The 22,885-nt window shown below is 50.6% G+C and carries 21 protein-coding genes; 7 read left to right on the top strand and 14 right to left on the bottom strand.

What is annotated here, in order from left to right; all coding sequences use genetic code 11:
* Window positions 1–214: 214 nt before the first annotated feature.
* The 4 genes from A7K98_RS17810 (at window position 215) to araC (ending at window position 4,766) form a co-directional block, all read left to right on the top strand.
* Window positions 215–1,198, top strand: a complete 984-nt coding sequence (locus tag A7K98_RS17810; protein ID WP_087489763.1) for an arabinose ABC transporter substrate-binding protein — start codon at window positions 215–217, stop codon at window positions 1,196–1,198.
* A 79-nt stretch (window positions 1,199–1,277) separates the two neighbouring features.
* Window positions 1,278–2,801 (top strand): L-arabinose ABC transporter ATP-binding protein AraG, encoded by a 1,524-nt coding sequence (gene araG / locus A7K98_RS17805; RefSeq protein ID WP_087489762.1) that lies wholly within the window; start codon window positions 1,278–1,280, stop codon window positions 2,799–2,801.
* A 15-nt stretch (window positions 2,802–2,816) separates the two neighbouring features.
* The gene (gene araH, locus A7K98_RS17800; RefSeq protein WP_087489761.1) at window positions 2,817–3,803 is read left to right on the top strand and encodes an L-arabinose ABC transporter permease AraH; all 987 of its coding nucleotides are present in this window, start codon (window positions 2,817–2,819) and stop codon (window positions 3,801–3,803) included.
* A gap of 69 nt (window positions 3,804–3,872) precedes the next feature.
* Entirely contained in the window at window positions 3,873–4,766 is an 894-nt protein-coding gene (gene araC / locus A7K98_RS17795; RefSeq protein WP_087489760.1) for an arabinose operon transcriptional regulator AraC, read from the top strand.
* 36 nt (window positions 4,767–4,802) lie between these two features.
* On the opposite strand, the gene copC is transcribed toward araC, so the two are convergent.
* The 14 genes from copC to frmR all read right to left on the bottom strand — a co-directional run bounded on the left by copC (window position 4,803) and on the right by frmR (window position 18,055).
* Window positions 4,803–5,174 carry a copper homeostasis periplasmic binding protein CopC gene (gene copC / locus A7K98_RS17790; protein WP_087489759.1) on the bottom strand — a complete coding sequence of 124 codons (372 nt, stop codon included), beginning with the start codon at window positions 5,172–5,174 and terminating at the stop codon, window positions 4,803–4,805.
* Window positions 5,175–5,476: 302 nt separating this feature from the next.
* Window positions 5,477–5,908, bottom strand: a complete 432-nt coding sequence (locus A7K98_RS17785; RefSeq protein ID WP_157666204.1) for a DUF2946 domain-containing protein — start codon at window positions 5,906–5,908, stop codon at window positions 5,477–5,479.
* Between the two features lie 210 nt (window positions 5,909–6,118).
* Window positions 6,119–7,408 (bottom strand): TonB-dependent receptor, encoded by a 1,290-nt coding sequence (locus A7K98_RS17780; RefSeq protein WP_232461560.1) that lies wholly within the window; start codon window positions 7,406–7,408, stop codon window positions 6,119–6,121.
* Between the two features lie 71 nt (window positions 7,409–7,479).
* On the bottom strand, window positions 7,480–8,862 hold the full coding sequence (locus tag A7K98_RS17775) for an 8-oxoguanine deaminase (RefSeq protein ID WP_087489757.1): 1,383 nt from the start codon (window positions 8,860–8,862) through the stop codon (window positions 7,480–7,482).
* Window positions 8,855–10,258, bottom strand: a complete 1,404-nt coding sequence (locus tag A7K98_RS17770; RefSeq protein WP_087489756.1) for a uracil-xanthine permease family protein — start codon at window positions 10,256–10,258, stop codon at window positions 8,855–8,857. Before A7K98_RS17770 ends, A7K98_RS17775 begins: the two co-directional genes overlap by 8 nt.
* Before the next feature lie 498 nt (window positions 10,259–10,756).
* A complete protein-coding gene (locus A7K98_RS17760; RefSeq protein ID WP_087489754.1) occupies window positions 10,757–11,371 on the bottom strand; it encodes a cupin domain-containing protein in 615 nt (204 codons plus the stop codon).
* Between the two features lie 50 nt (window positions 11,372–11,421).
* Entirely contained in the window at window positions 11,422–12,120 is a 699-nt protein-coding gene (locus A7K98_RS17755) for a DUF1989 domain-containing protein (RefSeq protein ID WP_087489753.1), read from the bottom strand.
* The gene (locus A7K98_RS17750; RefSeq protein ID WP_087489752.1) at window positions 12,117–13,376 is read right to left on the bottom strand and encodes a M20 family metallo-hydrolase; all 1,260 of its coding nucleotides are present in this window, start codon (window positions 13,374–13,376) and stop codon (window positions 12,117–12,119) included. The genes A7K98_RS17755 and A7K98_RS17750 overlap by 4 nt, the downstream gene beginning before the upstream one ends.
* Entirely contained in the window at window positions 13,373–14,185 is an 813-nt protein-coding gene (locus A7K98_RS17745) for an amino acid ABC transporter ATP-binding protein (protein WP_087489751.1), read from the bottom strand. Before A7K98_RS17745 ends, A7K98_RS17750 begins: the two co-directional genes overlap by 4 nt.
* Window positions 14,186–14,189: 4 nt before the next feature.
* Window positions 14,190–14,837 (bottom strand): amino acid ABC transporter permease, encoded by a 648-nt coding sequence (locus A7K98_RS17740; protein ID WP_087489750.1) that lies wholly within the window; start codon window positions 14,835–14,837, stop codon window positions 14,190–14,192.
* Window positions 14,834–15,493 carry an amino acid ABC transporter permease gene (locus A7K98_RS17735; RefSeq protein WP_087489749.1) on the bottom strand — a complete coding sequence of 220 codons (660 nt, stop codon included), beginning with the start codon at window positions 15,491–15,493 and terminating at the stop codon, window positions 14,834–14,836. The genes A7K98_RS17740 and A7K98_RS17735 overlap by 4 nt, the downstream gene beginning before the upstream one ends.
* An 11-nt stretch (window positions 15,494–15,504) precedes the next feature.
* Complete coding sequence (locus tag A7K98_RS17730) at window positions 15,505–16,359, bottom strand: transporter substrate-binding domain-containing protein (RefSeq protein ID WP_087489748.1); 855 nt, start codon at window positions 16,357–16,359, stop codon at window positions 15,505–15,507.
* 278 nt (window positions 16,360–16,637) lie between these two features.
* Window positions 16,638–17,747 carry an S-(hydroxymethyl)glutathione dehydrogenase/class III alcohol dehydrogenase gene (locus A7K98_RS17725; RefSeq protein ID WP_087489747.1) on the bottom strand — a complete coding sequence of 370 codons (1,110 nt, stop codon included), beginning with the start codon at window positions 17,745–17,747 and terminating at the stop codon, window positions 16,638–16,640.
* A 32-nt stretch (window positions 17,748–17,779) separates the two neighbouring features.
* Window positions 17,780–18,055 (bottom strand): formaldehyde-responsive transcriptional repressor FrmR, encoded by a 276-nt coding sequence (gene frmR, locus A7K98_RS17720; protein ID WP_087489746.1) that lies wholly within the window; start codon window positions 18,053–18,055, stop codon window positions 17,780–17,782.
* A 337-nt stretch (window positions 18,056–18,392) separates the two neighbouring features.
* On the opposite strand from frmR, the gene A7K98_RS17715 reads away from it, so the two are divergent.
* Genes A7K98_RS17715 through A7K98_RS17705 form a run of 3 tightly spaced genes read left to right on the top strand, consistent with a single transcriptional unit; the run spans window position 18,393 to window position 22,569 of the window.
* Complete coding sequence (locus tag A7K98_RS17715; RefSeq protein WP_087489745.1) at window positions 18,393–20,297, top strand: beta-glucoside-specific PTS transporter subunit IIABC; 1,905 nt, start codon at window positions 18,393–18,395, stop codon at window positions 20,295–20,297.
* A complete protein-coding gene (locus A7K98_RS17710; protein WP_087489744.1) occupies window positions 20,284–21,696 on the top strand; it encodes a glycoside hydrolase family 1 protein in 1,413 nt (470 codons plus the stop codon). Before A7K98_RS17715 ends, A7K98_RS17710 begins: the two co-directional genes overlap by 14 nt.
* Before the next feature lie 9 nt (window positions 21,697–21,705).
* On the top strand, window positions 21,706–22,569 hold the full coding sequence (locus tag A7K98_RS17705) for a PRD domain-containing protein (RefSeq protein WP_087489743.1): 864 nt from the start codon (window positions 21,706–21,708) through the stop codon (window positions 22,567–22,569).
* Window positions 22,570–22,885: the final 316 nt, after the last annotated feature.

Genomic DNA, 22,885 nt, shown 5'->3' with positions numbered 1-22,885 from the left:
TGATCAACTTCAAATGTTACTCAAAGGTTAATTTAGCTGTATATATGGATAAATTAACTGTCATTGAGCGGTGTGATTTCGCTCTCCCTTTCCTGATGTAAACAAGGATAAAACTAACCCTGATTTTACCGGGGGGAGTGACCATTCGGCCAGGCGTAACTGCTGAAGTCCATTGTTCTGCCACCCGACATTGTGAACATTGCCGGAGAGAATGATGCGTAAATATACCCAACTGTTAGCTGCGCTTGGCCTGGCCGCTGTGATGTCCCATTCGGCGTTGGCAGAGAACCTGAAACTGGGTTTTCTGGTCAAACAACCGGAAGAACCCTGGTTTCAGACCGAATGGGCATTTGCTGATAAAGCCGGTAAAGATATGGGCTTTGATGTCATAAAAATTGCGGTGCCCGACGGAGAAAAGACTCTGAATGCTATTGATAGTCTGGCCGCCAGTGGCGCCAAAGGCTTTGTCATCTGTACTCCGGACCCAAAACTCGGGGCTGCCATCATGGCGAAAGCTCGTAGCTATGATATAAAAGTTATTGCTGTGGATGACCAGTTCGTCAATGCAAAGGGTCAGCCAATGACGACAGTTCCCCTGGTGATGATGGCGGCTACCAAAATTGGTGAGCGCCAGGGCCAGGAACTCTATAAAGAGATGCAGAAACGTCAGTGGGATGCCAAAGATACCGCAGTGATGGTGATTACCGCCGATGAGCTCGATACAGCCCGCCGCCGGACGACCGGTTCGATGGATGCCCTGAAAGCTGCAGGTTTCCCGGCCGCACAGATTTACCAGATTCCGACCAAATCGAATGATATCCCCGGAGCACTGGATGCCGGCAACTCACTGCTGGTTCAGCATCCGCAGGTTAAGCACTGGTTGATCGTAGGTATGAATGACAACACGGTGCTGGGCGGTGTCCGGGCGACCGAGGGCCAGGGTTTTAAAGCAGCAGATGTGATTGGGATTGGTATTAACGGAGTTGATGCTGTCAGTGAACTCTCCAAGTCTAAAGCCACCGGTTTCTACGGTTCCTTACTCCCGAGTCCGGACATCCACGGCTATAAAAGCAGCCAGATGTTATACAACTGGGTGACGAAAGGTCAGCAGCCTGCGGCCTTTACCGAAGTGACCGATGTGGTACTGATCACTCGCGACAACTTTAAACAGGAACTGAAGAAAAAGGGACTGATGTAAGCCTCTGCACCGGTCCCCGCAGCCTGGTGCCGGGGACCGGAACAGGAATTTCTGTCATCTACTGTGAGCGAGCGTTGTCATGATTACATCCTCCGCCCCCCTGGCATTTCAGGGAATTGGCAAAAGTTTTCCCGGGGTCAAAGCACTGCAGGATATCTCCTTTCGCTGTGAGCAGGGGCAGATTCATGCATTGATGGGAGAAAATGGCGCCGGAAAATCGACGTTGCTGAAAATCCTTAGCGGCAGCTATACACCCACCGAAGGCACTCTGATTTTGCAGGGCAAGCCAGTAGCCTTCAGTAATACCACCGAAGCATTGCAGGCGGGGATTGCCATCATTTATCAGGAGTTACATCTCGTCCCTGAGCTTACGGTTGCCGAGAATATATTCCTGGGTCAGTTACCGCGGCGTGGGGGATTGCTGAATAAAAAGCTGTTACGACAAAAGGCACAACAGCAACTGAACGCTCTGGGGATGACGCTGGACCCGGAAACTCCACTTAAATACCTCTCTCTTGGGCAATGGCAGATGGTGGAAATTGCCAAAGCGCTGGCGCGTGATGCGAAGGTGATTGCTTTCGATGAACCGACCAGTTCGCTGTCTGCCCGCGAAACTGAACACCTGTTTCGTGTGCTTCGCCAGCTGCGGGCACAGGGCAAAGTGGTTTTGTATGTCTCCCACCGGATGGAGGAAATCTTTGCCTTAAGTGATGCTGTGACCGTGTTTAAAGATGGCCGTTACGTCTGCACTTTTGATGATATGAACAGCCTTAGCCACGAGCAACTGGTACAGGCGATGGTTGGCCGCGATATTGGTGATATCTATGGTTACCAGCCGCGCCCCACTGGTGAAACTTTGTTGAGGCTGAACAAATTCCATGCCGCCGGGGTAAAACAACCGGTTTCCCTGGAAGTCCGATCCGGAGAAATTGTCGGACTGTTTGGACTGGTCGGCGCCGGACGAACTGAATTACTGAAAGGGTTATTCGGGGCCAGCAAAATACTTTCCGGGGAAGTGTGGCTTGAAGGGGTAAAGCTCCGGCTGTCGCAACCCATTGACGCTATTCGCTCCGGCATTCTGTTATGCCCTGAAGACAGAAAAGCTGACGGCATTATTCCTGTTCACTCGGTCAATGAAAATATCAATATCAGCGCAAGGCGGGAGCATTTGTCAGCCGGTTGGCTGGTGGATAACCGGTGGGAGCTGCAGAATGCCGGGCAGCATATCCGCGGTTTAAAAATCAAGACACCCACCGGCGAGCAGCAAATAGCCCGGCTCTCTGGCGGAAATCAGCAGAAAGCTATTCTCGGCCGTTGGTTATCTGAGAACCATATCAAAGTGATGTTACTGGATGAGCCTACCCGCGGTATCGATGTGGGAGCCAAACATGAAATTTATCAGCTGATCTATCAACTTGCCTCGCAGGGCGTCGCCGTGCTGTTTGCCTCCAGTGACCTGCCGGAAGTGTTAGGACTGGCTGATCGTATTATCGTGATGCGTGAAGGTGCCATTGCCGGAGAACTTTCCCATGATCAGGCTACCGAACCTCAGGCGTTAAGCCTGGCGATGCCGGTGGCTTCCGGACAACCGGCTGTTGCCTGAAACCAGGAGTTAACTATGACTAATTCAACTTCAACCCCTTCTGCCACCGCACCGCTGGCAGCGTCTTCCGGGCAACGCCTGAACCGGCTATGGAACAATTTTGGCATGCTGGTGGTGTTTGCATTGTTGTTTGTTGTCTGCGCCATTTTTGTACCGAACTTTGCCACGTTTATTAATATGAAAGGCCTGGGACTGGCGATGTCGATGTCAGGCATGGTGGCCTGCGGGATGCTATTTTGCCTGGCTTCCGGCGATTTTGACCTTTCAGTCGCTTCAGTCATTGCCTGTGCCGGGGTCGTGACCGCGGTGGTGATGAATCTGACGGAAAGTATGTGGATTGGCGTAGGAGCCGGTTTGCTTCTGGGCTGTCTGACCGGGCTGGTCAATGGCTTCGTGATTGCGCGACTTAAAATTAATGCACTGATCACCACTCTGGCGACGATGCAGATTGTGCGTGGCCTCGCTTATATCATCTCTGACGGGAAAGCGGTGGGTATTGATGATGATTCGTTCTTCAGTCTGGGATATGCCAACTGGCTGGGCGTGCCGGCACCGATCTGGCTGACCATTCTTACGATGGTTATCTTTGGATTTCTGCTGAACAAAACGATCTTTGGCCGGAATACTCTGGCAATAGGCGGTAATGAAGAAGCCGCCAGACTGGCCGGGGTACCCGTTGTCCGTACCAGAATCATTATTTTTATCCTTTCCGGGCTGGTGTCCGCCGCTGCGGGAATTATTCTGGCCTCACGCATGACCAGTGGCCAGCCGATGACCTCGCTCGGGTACGAGCTGGTAGTCATTTCTGCCTGTGTATTAGGAGGCGTCTCACTAAAAGGTGGGGTAGGACGCATTTCTTATGTCGTTGCCGGGGTATTAATACTGGGTACCGTGGAAAACGCTATGAACCTGCTGAATATTTCACCATTTTCACAGTATGTAGTACGTGGTGCTATTTTGCTGGCGGCCGTTATTTTCGACCGTTATAAACAAAAGAACTGAGCCTGAAAGTCTCGCTCTCCAGCATGCATTCTGGCTGATTTACTTCTTTAGTCCCGGGGAGAATTTACGATGCTGCATTCGCCATCCGGTATGTTACAGAAAGATCCGTTACTGCCTGGCTATCATTTTAATGCCTGGCTGGTGGCGGGGCTGACACCCATTACTGCCGGAGGGGCTCTTGATTTCTTTATAGACCGCCCTGAAGGTATGAAAGGCTATATTCTTAACCTGACTATCAGCGGCAAGGGTCGGGTTTTTGAAGGCGAATCCGGGTTCAACTGCGAACCGGGGGACATGTTGTTGTTTCAGCCACAAATGGCCCATTATTATGGCCGGGCGCCGGAGAGTGATAACTGGTTTCACCGTTGGGTCTATTTCCGTCCCAGAGCGTTCTGGAGTAACTGGTTACAGTGGTCGACACTGCAATCCGGCGTAGGCAGGTTACGGTTACCGGAGAGTCTGCAGGCTGAATTTAATCAGCTGTTTATTAATATTGAGCAGGTGCACAATTCAGGAAGACCGTTCGCCGAAGAAATGTCGATGAATTTGCTGGAAAATCTGCTGCTAAGAGCGGCGGAAGAAGACCCAAGACATCAGCAACAGGTTCGTGATGCCCGAATTGTTGAAGCCTGTCAGTTTATGACCCTGCGGCTGGCCAGTGACCTGAAAATTGAGGACATTGCCCGGCACGTTTGCCTGTCACCGTCACGCCTTGCTCACTTATTTCGCGAGCAACTGGGAGTTAACCTGCTGCGCTGGCGCGAAGATCAGCGGATTATCCGTGCCAGATTATTGCTGCAATCTACTCTCGAACCGGTGGCAACGGTTGCCAGAGAAGTGGGATATGACGATCAACTCTACTTTTCCCGGGTCTTCCGTAAACGGGTGGGAGTCAGCCCGAGTGATTTTCGTCGTCGCAGTCATGAAGATGAAGCGATGTTATCTGCCGAATCTCACCGGTAAGACGGCCGACATCTTCTGATGCCGGCATCTGCGTATTTACTTCACACTAAAGGTATAGCTGCCTTTGGTTTTATGGCCATCGACAGACAGTGCGTGCCAGTCAACCTGATACTTCCCCTGGCTCAGTGGATGAGTCACCGGCACAATCAGGGTGCTTTTTGAGGTATCTTCCACACTGGCTTTACCGGTAGCGACCTGAGTACCGTCGTGTGACAGGGTGATACCAGTGAAAGCCACTTCTAAATCTTCAGAAAAGTGCAGCGTTAAATGGTCAGGTGCAACCGAAACTTCGCTCTGTTGTGCCGGTTCGGCAGACGTCAGATGAGCATGGGCCAGAGCCTGCTGACTGAGTAAGGCACTGCCGAGTAAAGATAACGCTATAACGGTCTGTTTTGCTGAAAAAGACATAATTATTCCTTGTTAATTGCCGGTCGTTAACTGACCCGCATGAATCAATAATATATTTCAGGCAGCACGCCTTATGGCGGGCTGTTATTTATTCCCGAAGACTGAACACTAGCCTCCGGACCGTAAAGGCCACGGTGGGTGATTATTCTGTAAATATAGAAATTACCGATCCTGATACTGAAAATAATAACGGAATATTTGTCATTTATTTAAGACGTAATTATCCCTGCGCGAATGCACATATTATTTACCCATGGCAAAATAATCTGCCGTTTATCATCAGTGATCAGAACAGAAGAAGATCAGATACAGGAAGGAGGCCCACGGGGTTGCAGGTAGCCGGTGAATAAGCGAACCGGCAGGGCACAGTGCCGCCTGACAGGGGGTGCCCTGCGTATCAGTAAACTGAACCAGCACAGGAATACCATCATTGCCAGCAATACCGGCATATGCAGCAGCATCACGCAGTAACCACAGGCAATATCATCCATGCCTGACATCGGGTCAACAGACGGAACAGAGTGGGTAGTGCTGTGCTTTTCCATTGTCATATGCGCGGGCATCGACATGCCGGGCATGGCCATCTCAGAAGATGCAGAGATACCGGCCGGGGATTGCGGGGATGAATCTTGTAATGAACGGGATATTTCCGGGGCGATAAACAACATCAGTATTGCCAGGATGGCAATAACTGCTGGAAGTTTAGCGTGTGATAACCGGATAAGAAATGACAAATGAAAATTCCACATCGTTCCCGTTAATAATGGCGTTAGTGTAATCTTTTTTTTGCCCGGTTGTTAAGTGTGTTGTTATTTTATTTAAAATTAATTTCGCCATTGCTTTACCGGATTGTGGCTAATGGTCATGGCTGACCGTAGAGAAATGACGTAATTAGCGGAACAGATCAGAAAAACAGCGGGTGCAGGCACCCGCCGGAAAATACATTAGAAATCGTATTGCAGAGTTACGCGGTTCTGCCAGAAATCTTTTTTGTACAGCGGAGAGGTCTGCACCCCAAGGAAGTCGTTCAGGCTCAGCCCTTTCAGCACGCCATCAAAGTTCCAGACGCCATAGACCAGATATTCTGACTGACGCAGGCTACCGGAAGCAGCCGGAGGAGTCAGATCCATCCAGGTATAACGGGTACCGACGGTCAGATTCTGGTTGTAGTTATAGTTCAGGCTGGTTGACCATGCGTTGCCATTTCCCAAATCCTGAGTACTGGTGAAGAACGGTTGTGCAAAGTAAGGGCCGGATGACGCGTTGTGTGCGTACGGAGTGACCAGCGCGTACTGATAACTGTTGGCGTTATTCGCCAGGTAGTCATAACCGAGTTTCCAGTTCAGTTGCGGTGTCAGATTCAGAGATAACTGCCAGCCGATGCTTTGGCTGTTGACCGGTCCGGCCAGATCTTTGCCGTTACCCGTACCACGAATATACTGCACCCCAAAATCAGGGGTCATGGCGACGTTATTCCAGCTGGCGTGACCTTCGGTATAGAAAATATTGGTGTAGTCACGATAGCTTTCGTACCAGGCTGCCCCATTCAGATGAGTGCTGCCGACATCCAGGTGATGTCCGGCGCCCAGTGACCACATGCCCGGGGTTTTATCGGTAGTGTCATAGGCGGTATAGCGGCCCTGAGTATCGCTGCCCCACGGCTTGTAGCGGAAAACTTTAGTTGCGCGCAGGAAATCTTCACCCTGGCCATACTGCATATCCACGGCCTGGTAAATAATAGGAGTAATACGCCAGTCATAGCTGCCAAGGAAAGGTAAATCCAGCTGTTGGTTACCGCCAGTAATGCGGAAATCATCACCTTTCCACTGTAACCAGGCCTCACCGATATTCGTCTGGTTATCACCCAGCTCGCTCACGGTTTGTTCAGCACTGCCGTGATCAATGCCACGGACAAACAAACCACTGACGCCCAGGTTAAAGCCGTCATAAGGCGCAGTTTCATATTTCAGGAACCCCCCGTAGCTGACGGTATCCTGGTTGTACTTAGAGACAAAATAGGCATTATGCGTGGAATAGTAGAGCGAACGGATACTACCGCTGACTTTACCTTTGGTGAAAATTTCACTGAAATCGTTAGCAGTCTGTGTGTTGCCATCATCGGCGACGGCCTGAGCCATCACTGGTAACAGGCAGGCAGCCAGTAATCCACCACCAATCGCCTTTTGCCAGCCGGCACGGCGTAGTACATTGCTATCATTAGTTATTTTTTTCATTCGTCGTTCCCGTTTTTTGCCACATTACTTTTATGCAGGAGCAGTCAATGCTGCTCTGCTGTTTTATTTTGTTATGCCATAACCAGTTGCTTTGCCGCCTGACGATGACGGGCAATCAGCGCTTCGGTATCCAGCCCGACAATACTGCCGTCGGTGACCCGCCATTTGCCGCCAATCATCACACGATCAGCCTGTTCCGCCCCGCACAGCAGCAAGGCTGCCAGAGGGTCGTGACTGCCGCTGAATCGCAAATCATCCAGCCGGTACAGGGATATATCGGCCTGTTTACCCACCGCCAACAGTCCTATATCGCTGCGTCCCAGTGCTTTTGCTCCCCCCAGGGTCGCCCAGCGCAGGATCAGCTCCGGGGTAATGTCCCTGGCACCGTAACGTAAACGCTGCAGGTACAGCGTCTGCCGGGCTTCATACATCATGTTGGAAGCATCGTTTGAGGCAGAGCCATCAACGCCCAGGCTGATTATTGCGCCAGCCTGTTCCAGTTCCAGCGTTCTGCAGATCCCTGAGGCGAGACGCATATTAGAGACCGGACAATGGCATATCGCGCAGCCGGCTGCTCCCAGACGTTCAATTTCCTGCTGATTAAAGTGAATTCCGTGTGCAAGCCAGGTGCGGTGACTTAACCAGCCCACTGAATCCAGATAATCGACGGTACGCAAACCGAAACGTTTCAGACAAAACTCTTCTTCATCAAGCGTTTCGGCCAGATGGGTATGCAAACGGACATCCAGAGCTTCAGCCATTTCTGCGCTGGCGCGCATGATATCAGTGGTAACCGAAAAAGGAGAGCATGGTGCTAAGGCAATCTGAATTTGTGCACCGTCACCACGCTGATGATAACGTTTAATCAGACGCTCGCTGTCAGCCAGAATGTCTTCTGCGGTCTGAACCGTATGCTCAGGAGGCAGGCCGCCGGAGGCCTGACCAAGACTCATTGAGCCCCGGGTCAGCATCGCCCGCATGCCCATCCGACTGACCACCTCAGCTTCAATATCAATGGCATCTTCCATCCCCTGAGGGAACAGATAATGGTGATCGCTGGTGGTGGTACAGCCCGAAAGTAATAGTTCCGCCATAGCCACTTCGGTTGCGAGGGCCAGTGCCTCTGGCGTCAGTTTTGCCCATACCGGGTATAACTGTTGTAACCAGGGAAACAGCGGCTCACTCACTACCGGGCCCCAGGCCCGCGTCAGAGTCTGATAAAAATGATGGTGAGTATTTACTAACCCTGGTAGAACCACATGCTCACGCGCATCAAATACTTCGTCACAGGGCTGTGAGGGCTGCTGTCCCGTAGCCAGTACTTCGCTAATGGTATTGCCGGTGATGACCAGGCCGCCGCCGGCCTGTTGGTCGGTGGCAGTAAAACAGGCCAGTGGCTGTTTAATCCAAATCCTGCGCCCGGAAGTTCCGGAAACCGGGTGCTGTTCAGACATGAGTTTCTCCCGAAATTGAAGTGTTGCTATCATTCTGAATGTGAGTATTTACTTCGGCTTTATGCTTTGAGCGGGGAAGCACCAGGTTCAGCAGAATTGCCAGAATACCACCGCTGGTGACCGCGCTCTGGAGCAGGGTGCGTGCAAAGGCTGGCAGTTCTTTAATCACATCCGGTTGAGCTTCAATACCCAGACCAACACCAAATGAGATGGCAATAATCAGCATGCCCCGGTTGTCTATAGTTTCGCGGGTCATAATACGAATGCCTGCCGCGACAACATTACCGAACATGACCAGTGTGGCACCACCGAGAACCGGAGGCGGCAGTTGTTCCAGTACATGGCTAAACATCGGGAACAGGCCGAGCAGCACAAAGATGCCGCCAATCCAGAAGCCCGCATAGCGGCTGGCCACCTGGGTCATCTGAATCACGCCATTATTCTGTGCAAACGTGGTATTCGGGAAAGAGGAAAAAGCAGCGGCCAGAATGCAGCTGACACCGTCACCGAGAATCCCGCCTTTGATACGTTTTTCAAATTCAGGACCTTCAACCGGTTGTTTTGACAGCATACAGTTGGCTGTCAGGTCACCTACGGCTTCGATAATCGAAATCAGTGATACCAGAGCAATTGGGATAAACACGCTCAGGTTAAACGCTACACCAAAGCGGAATGGAACCGGCACTGTCAGTAGTTCTCCACCAGAAGTAAACTGTGGATGGAAAGAACCTGTCAGCCAGGCGGCCACACTACCAACCACAATGCCGGTAACAATCCCGGACAGTCGTAGCCACGGTGAGCGACTGCAATTCATCAGTACAATGACAACCAGAGTCAGTGCGCCCAGACCCAGATTATGCGGAGAACCGAAATCTGCTGCCCCGAAACCGCCGCCCCAGTCACTGATGCTGACTTTAATCAGGCTAATACCGATCAGTACAATCACACTACCGGTCACCAGCGGGGTCAGCAGTCGTGAAAAGGTATGAATAAAGCGGCTAACGATCAGTGGAATAATGGCTGCCACCAGGTTACAACCGAAAATCATGGCCAGAATCTGCTCCGGCGTTCCGCCCTGGCCTTTGATCATCATCCCACCGGAGATAATCACACCCAGAAACGCAAAGCTGGTGCCCTGCAGACAAATCATTCCCGCCCCGATAGAAAAGAAACGCCCGGCCTGCAGAATAGTCCCCAGACCGGATGCAAACAGTGACATGCTGATCAGGTAAGGCATGTAAGCATTCAGCCCCAGAGTTGAACCAATGATCAGTGGCGGGGTGATAATACCGACGATACTGGCCAGCATGTGCTGAATAGCGGTAAAAATCGCAGGGACGGTCGGTATTTTCTCATTCAGGCCATACAACAGCCCAGTATCACGTTGAGTCTTCATCGGGTTGGCTCCGGGGAAACGAAAGTTTCTTACCAAAGCAATAATCAGGCCATATCGCGACATGCACAGGCTCGCCATCGTTAAGAAATTGCTAACTCACGGCGAATTAAAGAAAATTTATCGCAGATGACTTTTATGAAACAACCGGCTCACAATTTATGGATTTGTTGTTTTTTGGTTCATTGGTTTGCAGTGATGCACCAATTTGATGCTTATGCACCGTTGTCTGGCGTGAGGCAATTTCAGAAAATCCGCCGTGTATTGTGGGGAAGGAAACCATTGTCAGGCGGGTAACCTGTTTATAATAATAAGAATAATTATTATCTTTCCGATGTGAGTCTTCATTTTTCTGTGTGGAGGGCATCAGGTGAGGTGAAACTTAAGGTCGCAGATTATCAATGGAATGATTTTAATGTTTCAGACGCAGCAGCCATCATATAGCTGGTAAACATCAGCCTGTGGCCTGCTGCTGAGTGGAATAAACAGCCTGGCAGGCTGTCAGAAAGTGACCGGGGTATTCACCCAGAGCACCTGAGCTTCTTCATCCCCGTGGTTATGATAGCCGTGAGGGATGTGGCTGGGAAAATGGAATGAATCCCCGGCAGACAGCGAATAGCTTTTGTCACCCAGAATCAGTTCAATACTCCCTTTTAATACATAGCCCATCTCTTCACCCTGATGTTCAATCAGCCCGTCACTGCGGGTATCGGGGGCAATAATATGAATATTCCCCTGTAATAACATTCCTTTACGGGAAGGCGTCAGCCGTTCCAGCTCAATACCTCCACCTTTATTGCGTTTAACAAACCGGGTCCGGGAACGTTTTGATGCTGTCTGCACCGGTTCTTCCTGTTCCCAGGTTTCGGCAGTCAGATCTGAAATATTGGTATTGAGGGCGCGTGCCAGGCGGTGAAGCATCGCCAGCGATGGTGAAGCGGCATCGTGTTCGAGTTTGGAAATCAGGCTTTCAGAACAACCAGCCTGTACTGCGACTTGTTTGAGTGTCAGCTCTGCAACCAGCCGGGCATGTTTAAGCCGGCCTCCCAGCCCTGGCAGGCTGGCGGAATTTCCTGAAGGTGCATTCTGCGCGGTTTTTTTTTCAGTATTAGCCATCAGTACTCTCTGGAATGAAAAACGACCTCATCATGAGGCCGTCAGTAATATCAGTCGTTGACCACAAAATGCACATCGACCGGATTTAAGTCATTGATTGGCACAATGTCCTGAGGGCAGGCGGACATCACTACCACACAATCCATCGTGGCACGAATCTGTACATAATCGCCCGGTTTTGATACCGGCGGCAACCAGTCAACAGTGTAATCCGGTTTCACCGGAATGTTCATCCATAAGTTAAACGGCTGTGGAACTTCTCTGGCGCGTAGACCGATAGCATTTAACGCCATCCGCATATTGTCAGCACAGCTGTCGTGGTAGCCTTCAACACCAAGATTAGTATAACGATACAAATCACAGGCTGCCATCAGGGTATCGTGAATCCCCGGCGAGGTGTCTGCAATCAGTTCACCAATCGGCCGTCGCTGGTTGGTGACCAGTAAATCGCCTGGCTTAGGAATGATTTTATCGATAAAGGCACGGGCATGCTCCATTGACAGGAACTCGCTCATATCTTCTGCATTAAACATCCACGTGTCACAGACCTGCGTCCCGTGGGTATTGGTGATAGTGATCACCTGGCCTTTTTTCAGTTTCACAGCCCGTCCACAACGCGCAGGAACGGTATAGGTTTTGCCGGTTTCCGGGGTGCCATCAGCCGAAATAGGTTGTTCAAGCGTTGCGTTATGGCCTAATGAGGTGCCGTTATCTTTATGGCAGCAGGCAGGGTAAGTGTTCTCGTTCATAAACTCTCCGGTGATTCAGATTGATTAGCAAGTTCGGCCAGACACCAGGCAAGGATCCGGGTGCCAGCGGTAAGATCCGCAGGTTCAGTAAATTCTGCGGGGTTATGGCTGATACCGTCCCGGCTCGGAACAAAGATCATTCCGGTCGGGCAATGGGCGGCCAGGTACATCGCATCGTGGAATGCGCCTGATCGCAGGGTAATAAACGGTTGGTTCAGTGCCTGACAGGCGGCGGTGACGGTACCGACAATCGTGTCAGGGAACTGCACGGGTGGGTGGATAAAACCGGCAGTGGCCTGGCAATATTCAGGTAAGCACTCTGTCAGTTGCTGATCGAAAGCTTCCAGTACCGCCGGGTCTGCATGCCGGAAATCCACACTAAACGTCACTCTGGAAGGAATGGTATTGATAGCATTTGGTTCTACCTGCCAGCGGCCAAAGGTAATGCGCAGCTCACTCCCCGCCAGAGTATCCCCTAACCGGCGAAGCTGCTCTGTGGCAGCAATCGCCAGTGACATAGCATCACGCCGCATATGCATCGGAGTGGTGCCTGCATGTGCAGCGCTTCCCTCACAAACCACCTGATACCAGCGAACCCCCTGAATGCCAGTGACAGCCCCGAGAGTTATCCCAGCATTTTCCAGTACCGGGCCTTGTTCGATATGCAGTTCAAGGAATGCGGACATCGGGATTGCTGCACGGTGTGGCAGATCAGGGAACGCCTGATGATGATCAGTTAATGCTTGCTGCAAAGTCACCTGATCCGCATCGGTAGCCTGCAGATAGAGTGGCAGGCGTTCAGGATGGACAAATGCGCTGGAACCCATCGCGCCTGGCGAGAAACGGCTGCCTTCTTCATTCATCCAGATGGCGACTTCTATCGGACGTAAGGTAGAAATACCGGCATCATTCAATGCGGCAAGGCATTCGAATCCGGCCATGACTCCCAGGCAGCCATCATATTTTCCGCCGCACGGCTGAGTGTCGATATGGCTGCCGGTGACGACCGGCGGCAGGTCTGAGGTTCCGGCACGACGGAAAAACAGATTGGCGCAGTCATCGGTAAACACGCTACAACCCAGCGACACGGCCCGTTCAACCAGCCATTGTCTGGCCTGCAGATCCTGCTCTGACAGTGCCTGACGGTTGACCCCGCCATCTCCGGTGGAACCGAAGCTGGCCAGATATTCCAGCGAATCAGTCAGGCGCTGTTGGCTGACGGCCATTGCCAGTTTCCCGGCACAGGAATCACTCATGACACACGTTCCTTGTTATCAGAAAAATTAAGACTGCGGTTAAACCAGGGGCGCAGGAAAGTTTGTAAGCGTTCTGTCTCCGGGGTATGAAACAGTTTTTGTGGCGGGCCGGTTTCGATAATTTTCCCGGCTTCCATAAACACCACCTGACTGGAAATTTTGGCAGCAAAGCTCATCTCATGGGTGACCATCACCATGGTCATGCCGGCGCTGGCCAGTGATGAAATGACCTGCAGTACCTCTTCAACCAGCTCAGGGTCGAGTGCAGAGGTCGGTTCATCCAGCAACATCAGTTGTGGTTCGACAGCCAGTGCCCGCGCAATACCCACCCGCTGCTGTTGTCCGCCAGATAAGCGTGCCGGAAAAGCAGACATTTTCTGCCGCATTCCGACTCTGTCGAGTGCAGCAATCGCCTGATTCTGAGCCTGGTGTTTCGCGATATTTTTTCCCAGAACCAGCGGCGCCATGACATTTTCCAGCACAGTCATATGTGGCCACAGATTGAACTGCTGAAAGACCATCGATAACGGGCGACGCACTTCAGCAATGGCGGCCGGGCTGTCCTGAAATCTGGCACCGCGCTGACTGCCACTGTAACCGAGCAACTGACCGGCAATAATGACTTCACCTTCATCGTAGGTTTCAAGAAAGTTCATACACCGCAGAGCGGTGGTTTTTCCTGACCCGGATGGGCCGATCAGCGAAACAATTTCACCAGGCATCACCTGCAAACTGATATCACTGAGCACACGATGTGAGCCGTAAGATTTACCCACGGAGCGTAGCTCCAGAAGCGGAAGGGTTGTCATACGATCATCCTTTGAGATAACGGTTGGTTCGCTGTGCGGCGAAACGAAAAATAACGGTGACACTCTGCGTCAGGAACCAATAGCTCAGCACCAGCAAGGTATATGGCACCACATAGGAAAAGGTGTCACTGACAATCTGGCCTGCGGTCATGGTCAGTTCAGGCACAGTAATAATGGAGGCGACGGCACTCTCTTTAATGGTCAGAATGACCTGGTTACCGAGCAATGGCAGACAGAAGCTGAATGCCTGCGGTGCCTGAATATGCCAGAAAATACGCCGGCCAGGGATTCCGTGGACACGGGCTGCCTCAATATGACCCGCCGGGACAGTATTCCATGCGGTACGAAACAATTCGGCAAAATACGCAGCACTGTATAAAGCCAGAGACAATATTGTGGCCTGTACTGCACTGAGAGTGATTCCAATGACTGCCAGGCCAAAATAGGCAACAAACAGCTGTGCCAGATAGGGTGTTCCGCGAATAATCCAGATGTAAAAGCGGTAAGGCAGCACGAAAACCGGCAGGGTGAGCCGCAGAGCATTCAGCCCGAATCCCAGTAATCCGCCCAGTAAGGCTGCAGCCAGGCTTACTTGTAAGGTCACCAGTAAAGCGTGAACAAATAGCGGGAAATCGGTGAGGTAGGCATTCACTGATAGCGCTCCTTCCAACGTTTTTCCAGCAGCGAGGCGGCCATCGACAGTAAACTGGTCAGCAGCAGATAGAACACTGCAGTGACCAGATAAACTTCCAGTGGCCGGTAAGTCTGAGAAACCAACTGCTGCCCCACACGCATCAGGTCTGTCACCGAAACTACAGAAACGACGGCCGAGACTTTAATGACATCGATTAACTCCGACACCAGTGCGCTGAGGGTTAAACGTAAAACCTGAGGTAGCTGAATGCTGCACAATGTTCTGAAACGGCTGATCCCAAAAATGGCGGCAGCTTCAAGCTGCCCCCCGGGTATGGCATCGAATCCACTGCGCAGAATCTGTGACTGATAAGCTGAAGTATTCATTGCCAGCACAATAATGGCGGCCATAGTGCCGGGAATATCCAGCCCCAGAGCGGTAGGCAGATAAAAGCACAACAGCAATTGTGCCAGTAATGGCGTGCCCCGAAAGAAACTGCAATAAACGCCACAGAAGGCTTGCAGGCTTTTATGCCGTGACTGGCTCAGCTGGCAGAGCAACACTGCCAGAACAAAGCCAATTGCCATCCCTGCCACACACAGTGTAAGTGTCACCATTGCTCCGTGACGCAACTGTGGGATATACATCACCAGCCGTTGAATAAAATCAGTCATCAGTGCCTGCCTTAGATCTTAGGTACCGGCATCGGGCCTTGTGGCAGCTGTGTGGTAAAGCCAAACCATTTCTGCTGCAGGCGCGTCAGGGTGCCGTCTTTTTCAGCCCGGGCGATGCCATCGCTAAAGAAGGTCACCAGAGACTGGCTGTCAGCATCTTTACGTCCAACCCAGCCAAAATAGGTTTTCGGACCCAGCATTTCAGGCAGGGTGGCGAACACACCTGGCCGCGCTTTGATTAACGGGCCAAGATTGGCCAGTGACTGGGCTACACCGTCCAGACGATGTGTGGCAAGGTCAGCATAGGCTTCGTCAAAACTGACATACTGACGTATTTCTTTAATGCCAGGTTTGCCTTCGCTTTTCAGATGCTGGTTGTAATCCTGCAGAATCTGTAACTGACCGGAACCCGCCTGTGAACCCACGACTTTGCCGCTCAGATCTTCCGGGGATTTAATCGAGTTATCATCATTACGTTTAAGCAATGCCACCGTGGATTCGGCAATTGCAGAAGAAAAAGCAAAATTATCCATCCGTTGCTTATTAACGGTCACCGCGGTAACGACAAAATCGAATTTTTTCGCATCCAGACCCGGCAGGATACTCTGGAAAGGCAGATCCAACTGTTTCACTTTGACACCAGGCAGTTGTTTCAGGATGTAGTTCATCAGATCGACATCGAAGCCCACGATCTTTCCGTCTACTACAGATTCAAATGGTGCATAGCGCGCCTCAGTGGCGATAGTGATTTGTTTATTCTGTTTAATTCTTGCCAGTAAATCTTCGGCATGTGCTGCGGCAGATGCCGCCAACAGGGCACATGAAACAACAGCGGCAGTAGTCAGTCTCAGTCGTGGAAATCGCATGTTCAACTCTCCGTGGGGCTCTGTCCAGTTATTGATTTAAATTCAAGTTACTTGAATGAAATTAAATAAGCATGAATCATGCCAGGATCGTTATGAATTTTTGTTGTTAAAAATCATGAAGTTGATTTTTTCGATCATTAGAAAGGGCAACAGAGTGCACAGTCAGAGCGCAACTTACAGGGAAGTGCATCAGCAGAGAGCAACGATGAGGGTGTGTAATGATTCGTGGGAAAAACGATGGAAAAACAAAAATCCCCCTCCGTGGAGGGGGAACAGCATCAGAAATTAATGACAGTACGGATAGACTTGCCTTCGTGCATCAGATCAAAGGCATCATTGATCTTGTCCAGGGTCATGGTGTGGGTCACAAACGGAGCCAGTTCAATTTTACCGTTCATTGAATCTTCAACCATACCAGGCAGTTGCGAACGGCCTTTGACGCCGCCGAACGCCGTGCCTTTCCAGACACGCCCAGTCACCAGCTGGAACGGACGGGTAGAAATTTCCTGACCGGCACCGGCCACACCGATGATCACTGATTGTCCCCAGCCACGGTGAGCACTCTCCAGCGCAGCGCGCATGACATTAACATTACCAATACATTCAAAGGTATGGTCAACACCCCATTTAGTCATTTCGATAATCACCTGCTGAACCGGCTTATCGTAGTCATTAGGGTTGATAAAGTCGGTGGCACCGAACTGTTTCGCCAGGGCAAATTTATCAGGGTTAGTATCGATGGCGAAAATACGGCCAGCTTTTGCCTGACGAGCGCCCTGAACAGCGGCCAGACCAATTCCGCCAAGCCCAAAAATAGCCACTGAATCGCCTTCCTGAACTTTGGCAGTGTTATGAACCGCACCGATACCCGTAGTCACGCCACAACCCAGCAGGCAGACATGTTCGTGGTTGGCTTCAGGGTTAATTTTTGCCAGTGATACTTCTGCAACCACAGTGTATTCACTGAACGTTGAACAGCCCATATAGTGGTACAGCGGTTGACCGTTATAAGAAAAACGTGAGGTACCGTCTGGCATCACCCCTTTCCCCTGAGTTTCACGCACCGCGACACAGAGGTTGGTTTTACCTGATTTACAGAAATCGCATTCACCACATTCAGCGGTATATAACGGGATAACATGGTCGCCAACACTGACGCTGGTAACACCTTCTCCCAGCTCTACAACCACACCGGCACCTTCATGTCCCAGCACTACCGGGAACAATCCTTCCGGGTCACTGCCGGACAGGGTGAACGCATCGGTATGACAAACACCACTGTGGGTAATTTTGATCAGCACTTCGCCTTTTTTGGGCGGAGCAACATCAATTTCGACGATTTCCAGCGGTTTTCCGGGGCCGAAAGCGACCGCAGCACGTGATTTCATAGTGTGTATCCTTTATTCATGGGAAAGGGGCGCTATTTCAGATAAGCGCGAACCAGATCAATAGTATCGTTTACCGAGGTATTCAGCTGTCGGCTGTCTGTATCAGAACCGTCAAATGTTTCTCTGATATGACTCTCCAGCACTTCAGCCATCAGGCCATTAACTGCACCGCGCACCGCAGCAATCTGCTGCAATATTGCCCGGCATTCTGCACCCTCATCCAGCGCACGTTCCAGGGCATCAATTTGCCCGCGGATGCGCCTTGCACGGGTCAGGGTCTTCTTTTTTGCTTCAGGAGTTGACGGCATAGGTCGTTTTCTCAGTCGGGTGACGCAATCAATATACTATATGGGAGTATAGTATATGAAGTGTTTTTATTGTTATTAACCGGCAAGTCGTCATCTCTGATGGTTGCTTTAGCCCAATTTTTCCTGTGAATCCATAACTCTATGCTATGTGATTTAGATCACATTTTTAATTTCTGTGAATTGCCACCCCGGGGCGGCTAAACAATACTCAGGCCAGAAAACTGATCTTATTGCGGCGTGTTACTGCATTCGCAGGCAAGACCAAAATAGAGTTGTTTCCCGTATTGGGGAGCATCACTATTTTGGTCTTTTTTTTTGCTTAAATGTGAGAAAAATCATGAATAACAATGAATTGTCGGAAGAGATCATCAGAGAGATTGGCGGAGCGGCAAATATTCGTACACTGACCCATTGTGCCACCCGACTGCGGATGGAGTTTAATCAGCGCCACCGGGTTAACCAGACCGCCATCGAACAGCTACCCGGTGTGATCAGTGTTGTCGACAGAGGGGGGCAGTTTCAGATTGTAATTGGTAATGACGTTCAAAGGGTATTCTCAGCCATTCAGAAAAAGCGTAATGCCAGCCAGTCAGATACCACGCCGGATACAGATGAGGTTGCGGATAGCCCACATCAGAATATCATGAGCCGGATCATCAGCGTGATCTCTACCACGTTTACCCCGGTCATCCCGGCTATCACCGGGGCTGGGATGATAAAAGCATTACTGGCCATTCTGACACTCACGGGAGTCTTGTCTCCTGACAGCAGTAGCTACCAGATACTTAACATTATTGCGGATGCTGCTTTCTTCTTTTTACCGGTGTTACTGGCCTACGGTGCATCCGTCAAATTTGAATGTAGCCCGATTCTGGCAATGACCGTGGCCGGGGTATTGTTACATCCCGGCATCGCACAGATGATGGCAGCGGGCAAACCCGTGGACTTCCTGGGGATCAAAGTCCTGCTGGCTGATTATTCCGGGTCAGTTTTGCCTATTATTCTGACTGTCTGGTTAATGTCATGGATAGAGCGCTTCGCTGAAAAATATTCTCCTGCGATCATTAAGTTTTTCGTCAAGCCCATGATTGTGCTGTTGGTTTCTGCGCCGCTGGCTTTGGTGGTAGTCGGCCCGTTAGGCATTTTTCTGAATGATATTGTCGCGTCAGGCGCAGCGATCATTGACCAGCATGCCCGCTGGTTAATTCCGATGCTGATGGGGGGATTACAACCATTCCTGGTCATTACCGGAACAGCATGGGCAATGACGCCAATAGCGACTGGTCAGTTGAGTAAAAACGGCTTTGAGATGATTAATGGCCCGGGAATGCTGGCGTCAAATATCGCACAGGGTGCAGCCACGCTGTGTGTGGCACTGAAAACTAAAAACAGTGGCTTACGCCAACTGGCTTCTTCTGCCGGATTTACTGCTCTGATGGGGATTACTGAACCTTCGCTATACGGGGTCACACTTCGACTAAAAAGGCCACTGATTGCCGCGATGATTGGTGGAGGTTGCGCAGGGATTTATGCCGGCCTGAGCGGGTTGGTTCGATATGCGTTCGTTTCCCCGGGACTGGCAGCATTACCGGCGTTTATCGGTGCTAATCCGATGAACATCGTCCATGCACTCATTACCTGTCTGATTGCGCTGGTGGTGACTTTTGTCCTGACCTGGGTATTGGGTTTCGAAGACAGCGCCTTGTCAGTGCCTGGTACGACCTCTACCGCTGAGCCCTTGACACCGGAAAGGGCAGGGGATGATGAACTGCGTATTTTCAGCCCACTTCAGGGAGAAGTAAAACCGTTGTCGGCGGTGAATGATGATGTGTTTTCCGGAGGACTTTTGGGTAATGGCGTCGCTATTGAACCGCAGGAGGGGGTACTCCGTGCGCCTTTCAGCGGAAAAATCCAGATGTTTTTACCTTCACGGCATGCCGTGGGTATCCTGCATGAAAGCGGTCTTGAACTGCTGATTCATATCGGTATTGATACCGTGAATCTGCAGGGACAATATTTTGATTCTGACTTGCAGCCGGGAGATGTTGTCAGCCGGGGGGATGTGTTGGTCCGGTTTGATAGCGATGCTATCCGTGCTGCCGGATATGACTTAATCACCCCGGTCGTCGTGGTGAACAGTGATGACTATCCACTGCAGGATTGTCATGAAACGGGAATCGTAGGATTTGGAGAAGTGTTGATGACTCTGAATGCCGGAGGAAAAAATCATGCAATATCATAAAACGACAGAGTTTCCGGACGATTTTCTGTGGGGAGCATCAACAGCCGCTTATCAGGTCGAAGGTAACGGTGGAGGAAAGGGGCCGTCGGTTGTGGACAGGTTACTTCACCCGCCCGGTACCGCCGATTTTTCAGTGGCCAGTGATCACTATCATCACATGGAAGAGGACGTTGCGTTATTTGCCGAACTCGGCCTTAAAGCCTATCGTTTCTCGATTGCCTGGTCGCGTGTTCTGCCCACAGGCAGGGATGTGCTGAATCCAGAAGGCATTGCCTTCTACCATCGGTTAATTGATGCATTACTGGAAGCCGGTATTACGCCCATAGTCACTATGTATCACTTTGATTTGCCACAGGCTCTGGAAGAAGATGGTGGCTGGCTTAACCGGTCAACTATCGACGCATTTGTCGACTACGCCGGGATATTGTTTGGTGAATACGGGCATAAGGTGAAGTACTGGCTAACCATCAATGAGCAGAATACGATGATTCTGCATCCCGGAGCTATCGGATTGCCGCCAGGTAAATCATTGCCGGATAAAAAAACACTCTATCAGCAAAGCCATCATATGCTGGTGGCTCAGGCCCGGGTTTTCGCGCTATGTCACCAGTTGTGCCCGCAATCCGGTATCGGGCCAGCAATTAATACCACCTCGATGTACCAGGAAAGTTGTCGTCCTGAAGATGCCATAGCGGCTCATAACTGGGAAACATTGCGTTGCTGGAGCTTCCTTGATGTAGCGGTACTCGGGCGTTATAACGCGCTTGCCTGGTCTTATCTTGAAGACAGAAACATTGCACCGACGATGTTACCAGAGGATCTACAGATTTTAGCGGCGGCAAAACCCAATTTTGTGGCGATTAACTATTACTCGACCGCCACTATTGCAGCCAGTCAGGGAGACAATAGTGATATTTCAGCCAGGGCCGGGGATCAGCAGATTATGCTGGGAGAACCCGGCGTTTATCGTGCCGCAGAAAATCCGTTTGTCGGCAAAACGCCCTATGGTTGGGTGATTGATCCTGTGGGGTTACGTCTGACCTTACGAAAAGTCTACGAACGTTACGGCCTGCCTGTGATTATCACCGAAAACGGTATTGGTGCCAGAGATGTGCTGGAGGATGGAGACTGTATTAATGACGATTACCGTATCGATTTTTATCGCCAGCATATTGAACAGATGAAACTGGCCATCGCGGATGGTGTAAAGCTATTTGGCTACTGTCCATGGGCCGCTGTCGATGTGGTCAGCACCCATCAGGGTTATGCCAAACGCTACGGATTTATCTATGTCGACAGGGGGGAACAGGAACTTCGATCTTTGCGCCGTATTCGTAAGCGCAGTTTTACATGGTATCGTGACGTTATCGCAAGAAATGGCTGTATGCCCCCGGAATAAGCTGATGCTATGAAAGTTGAAAAAGTACTGAATAATAGTCTTATTCTGACCAGGGATAGCGACAACCGTGAACTGATCGTGATGGGTAAAGGGCTTGGGTTTAACAGTCGGCCTGGCGATGATATCACCGAAGACAAAGTTGAAAAGCGGTTTGTGGTACAGGAAAATGTCCGGGGGAAGGATTATCTGCAAATGGTCGCCGGTTTGTCGGAGGATATTCTGCAAATGGCGGGACATATATTGTCAGTGGCCGACCAGCAACTGGAAAATAAGGTTCGCGGTCAGATATTATTTACCCTGGCGGATCATCTGGCTTTTGCGGTTGAGCGTCACCGACAGGGCATTGTGATTCAGAACCGGTTATTACATGAAGTTCAGCGTTTTTATCCGGCGCAATACCAGGCGGCGCGACAGGCACTGGATACCATTAACCTGCAGTACGGGTTAAGTCTGCCGGATGAGGAAGCCGGTAATATCGCTTTCCATCTGGTTAACGGGCAAAGTGACGGCGATGATGTGGGTAAGGCAATGCAGTCCGTTAAAATGCTGAAAGATATTCTCACCGTTGTTCAGTATCATTTTCAGATTACCCCTGCTTATGAATCATTAAATTATTCACGATTTCTGACTCATATCCGCTTTTTTATACAGCGTCTTCAAGGAGAGCAATCCCGTTCTCTGAATAAAAATCCATTAACCTCACAACTGGCCTGTCAGTATCCTGAGTCATTCCGGTGTACCTTGTTAATCTGTGAATATGTGAAAAATCAGGTGCAGACTGAATTATCTGAAGATGAACAACTCTGGTTAATGGTGCATTTAGTCCGGCTTTCCGGAGAAGACAGACAGGGGGGGACCTCAGGTAGCGACTAAGCAAAAGTCATGCAAAGCAGGCGACAGTTTAAGCACTGACCTGATCTCGCAAGGGGGGGGGTAACTGTGTACATCAGTCTTCTTAACCGGCTCTCTGCTTCGTTCATCGTTTAGCTGACACCGTAATGTGTTTCACTTTGCCAATCCCTACGGTGTTTTTCCTGTGTCCGACAATGATCATATATAAAAATTTCGCCGGGAATAGTTCTTTATTTCCTCCTGAAATTAACAATTTATTTTAAATAAGTACAAAATAAATACACATTTAATGGTTCGCTTAATAAAGGGGTTTGGGTAAATAAATCAGCAATGATTA

Source organism: Tatumella citrea, assembly GCF_002163585.1.
Classification (GTDB): domain Bacteria; phylum Pseudomonadota; class Gammaproteobacteria; order Enterobacterales; family Enterobacteriaceae; genus Tatumella; species Tatumella citrea.
Note: the sequence above shows the minus strand (reverse complement) of the source record. Positions and strands in the feature narration are given on the sequence as shown.

Bases quoted from the DNA above. Each gene is read 5' to 3' on its own strand.
- frmR (WP_087489746.1), bottom strand. From the start codon at position 18,055: ATGCCGTCAACTCCTGAAGCAAAAAAGAAGACCCTGACCCGTGCAAGG.
- copC (WP_087489759.1), bottom strand. From the start codon at position 5,174: ATGTCTTTTTCAGCAAAACAGACCGTTATAGCGTTATCTTTACTCGGC.
- A7K98_RS17770 (WP_087489756.1), bottom strand. From the start codon at position 10,258: ATGAAGACTCAACGTGATACTGGGCTGTTGTATGGCCTGAATGAGAAA.
- A7K98_RS17760 (WP_087489754.1), bottom strand. From the start codon at position 11,371: ATGGCTAATACTGAAAAAAAAACCGCGCAGAATGCACCTTCAGGAAAT.
- A7K98_RS17745 (WP_087489751.1), bottom strand. From the start codon at position 14,185: ATGACAACCCTTCCGCTTCTGGAGCTACGCTCCGTGGGTAAATCTTAC.
- A7K98_RS17775 (WP_087489757.1), bottom strand. From the start codon at position 8,862: ATGTCTGAACAGCACCCGGTTTCCGGAACTTCCGGGCGCAGGATTTGG.
- A7K98_RS17730 (WP_087489748.1), bottom strand. From the start codon at position 16,359: ATGCGATTTCCACGACTGAGACTGACTACTGCCGCTGTTGTTTCATGT.
- A7K98_RS17725 (WP_087489747.1), bottom strand. From the start codon at position 17,747: ATGAAATCACGTGCTGCGGTCGCTTTCGGCCCCGGAAAACCGCTGGAA.
- A7K98_RS17750 (WP_087489752.1), bottom strand. From the start codon at position 13,376: ATGAGTGATTCCTGTGCCGGGAAACTGGCAATGGCCGTCAGCCAACAG.
- A7K98_RS17810 (WP_087489763.1), top strand. From the start codon at position 215: ATGCGTAAATATACCCAACTGTTAGCTGCGCTTGGCCTGGCCGCTGTG.
- araH (WP_087489761.1), top strand. From the start codon at position 2,817: ATGACTAATTCAACTTCAACCCCTTCTGCCACCGCACCGCTGGCAGCG.
- A7K98_RS17735 (WP_087489749.1), bottom strand. From the start codon at position 15,493: ATGACTGATTTTATTCAACGGCTGGTGATGTATATCCCACAGTTGCGT.
- araC (WP_087489760.1), top strand. From the start codon at position 3,873: ATGCTGCATTCGCCATCCGGTATGTTACAGAAAGATCCGTTACTGCCT.
- A7K98_RS17780 (WP_232461560.1), bottom strand. From the start codon at position 7,408: ATGAAAAAAATAACTAATGATAGCAATGTACTACGCCGTGCCGGCTGG.
- araG (WP_087489762.1), top strand. From the start codon at position 1,278: ATGATTACATCCTCCGCCCCCCTGGCATTTCAGGGAATTGGCAAAAGT.
- A7K98_RS17705 (WP_087489743.1), top strand. From the start codon at position 21,706: ATGAAAGTTGAAAAAGTACTGAATAATAGTCTTATTCTGACCAGGGAT.
- A7K98_RS17715 (WP_087489745.1), top strand. From the start codon at position 18,393: ATGAATAACAATGAATTGTCGGAAGAGATCATCAGAGAGATTGGCGGA.
- A7K98_RS17755 (WP_087489753.1), bottom strand. From the start codon at position 12,120: ATGAACGAGAACACTTACCCTGCCTGCTGCCATAAAGATAACGGCACC.
- A7K98_RS17710 (WP_087489744.1), top strand. From the start codon at position 20,284: ATGCAATATCATAAAACGACAGAGTTTCCGGACGATTTTCTGTGGGGA.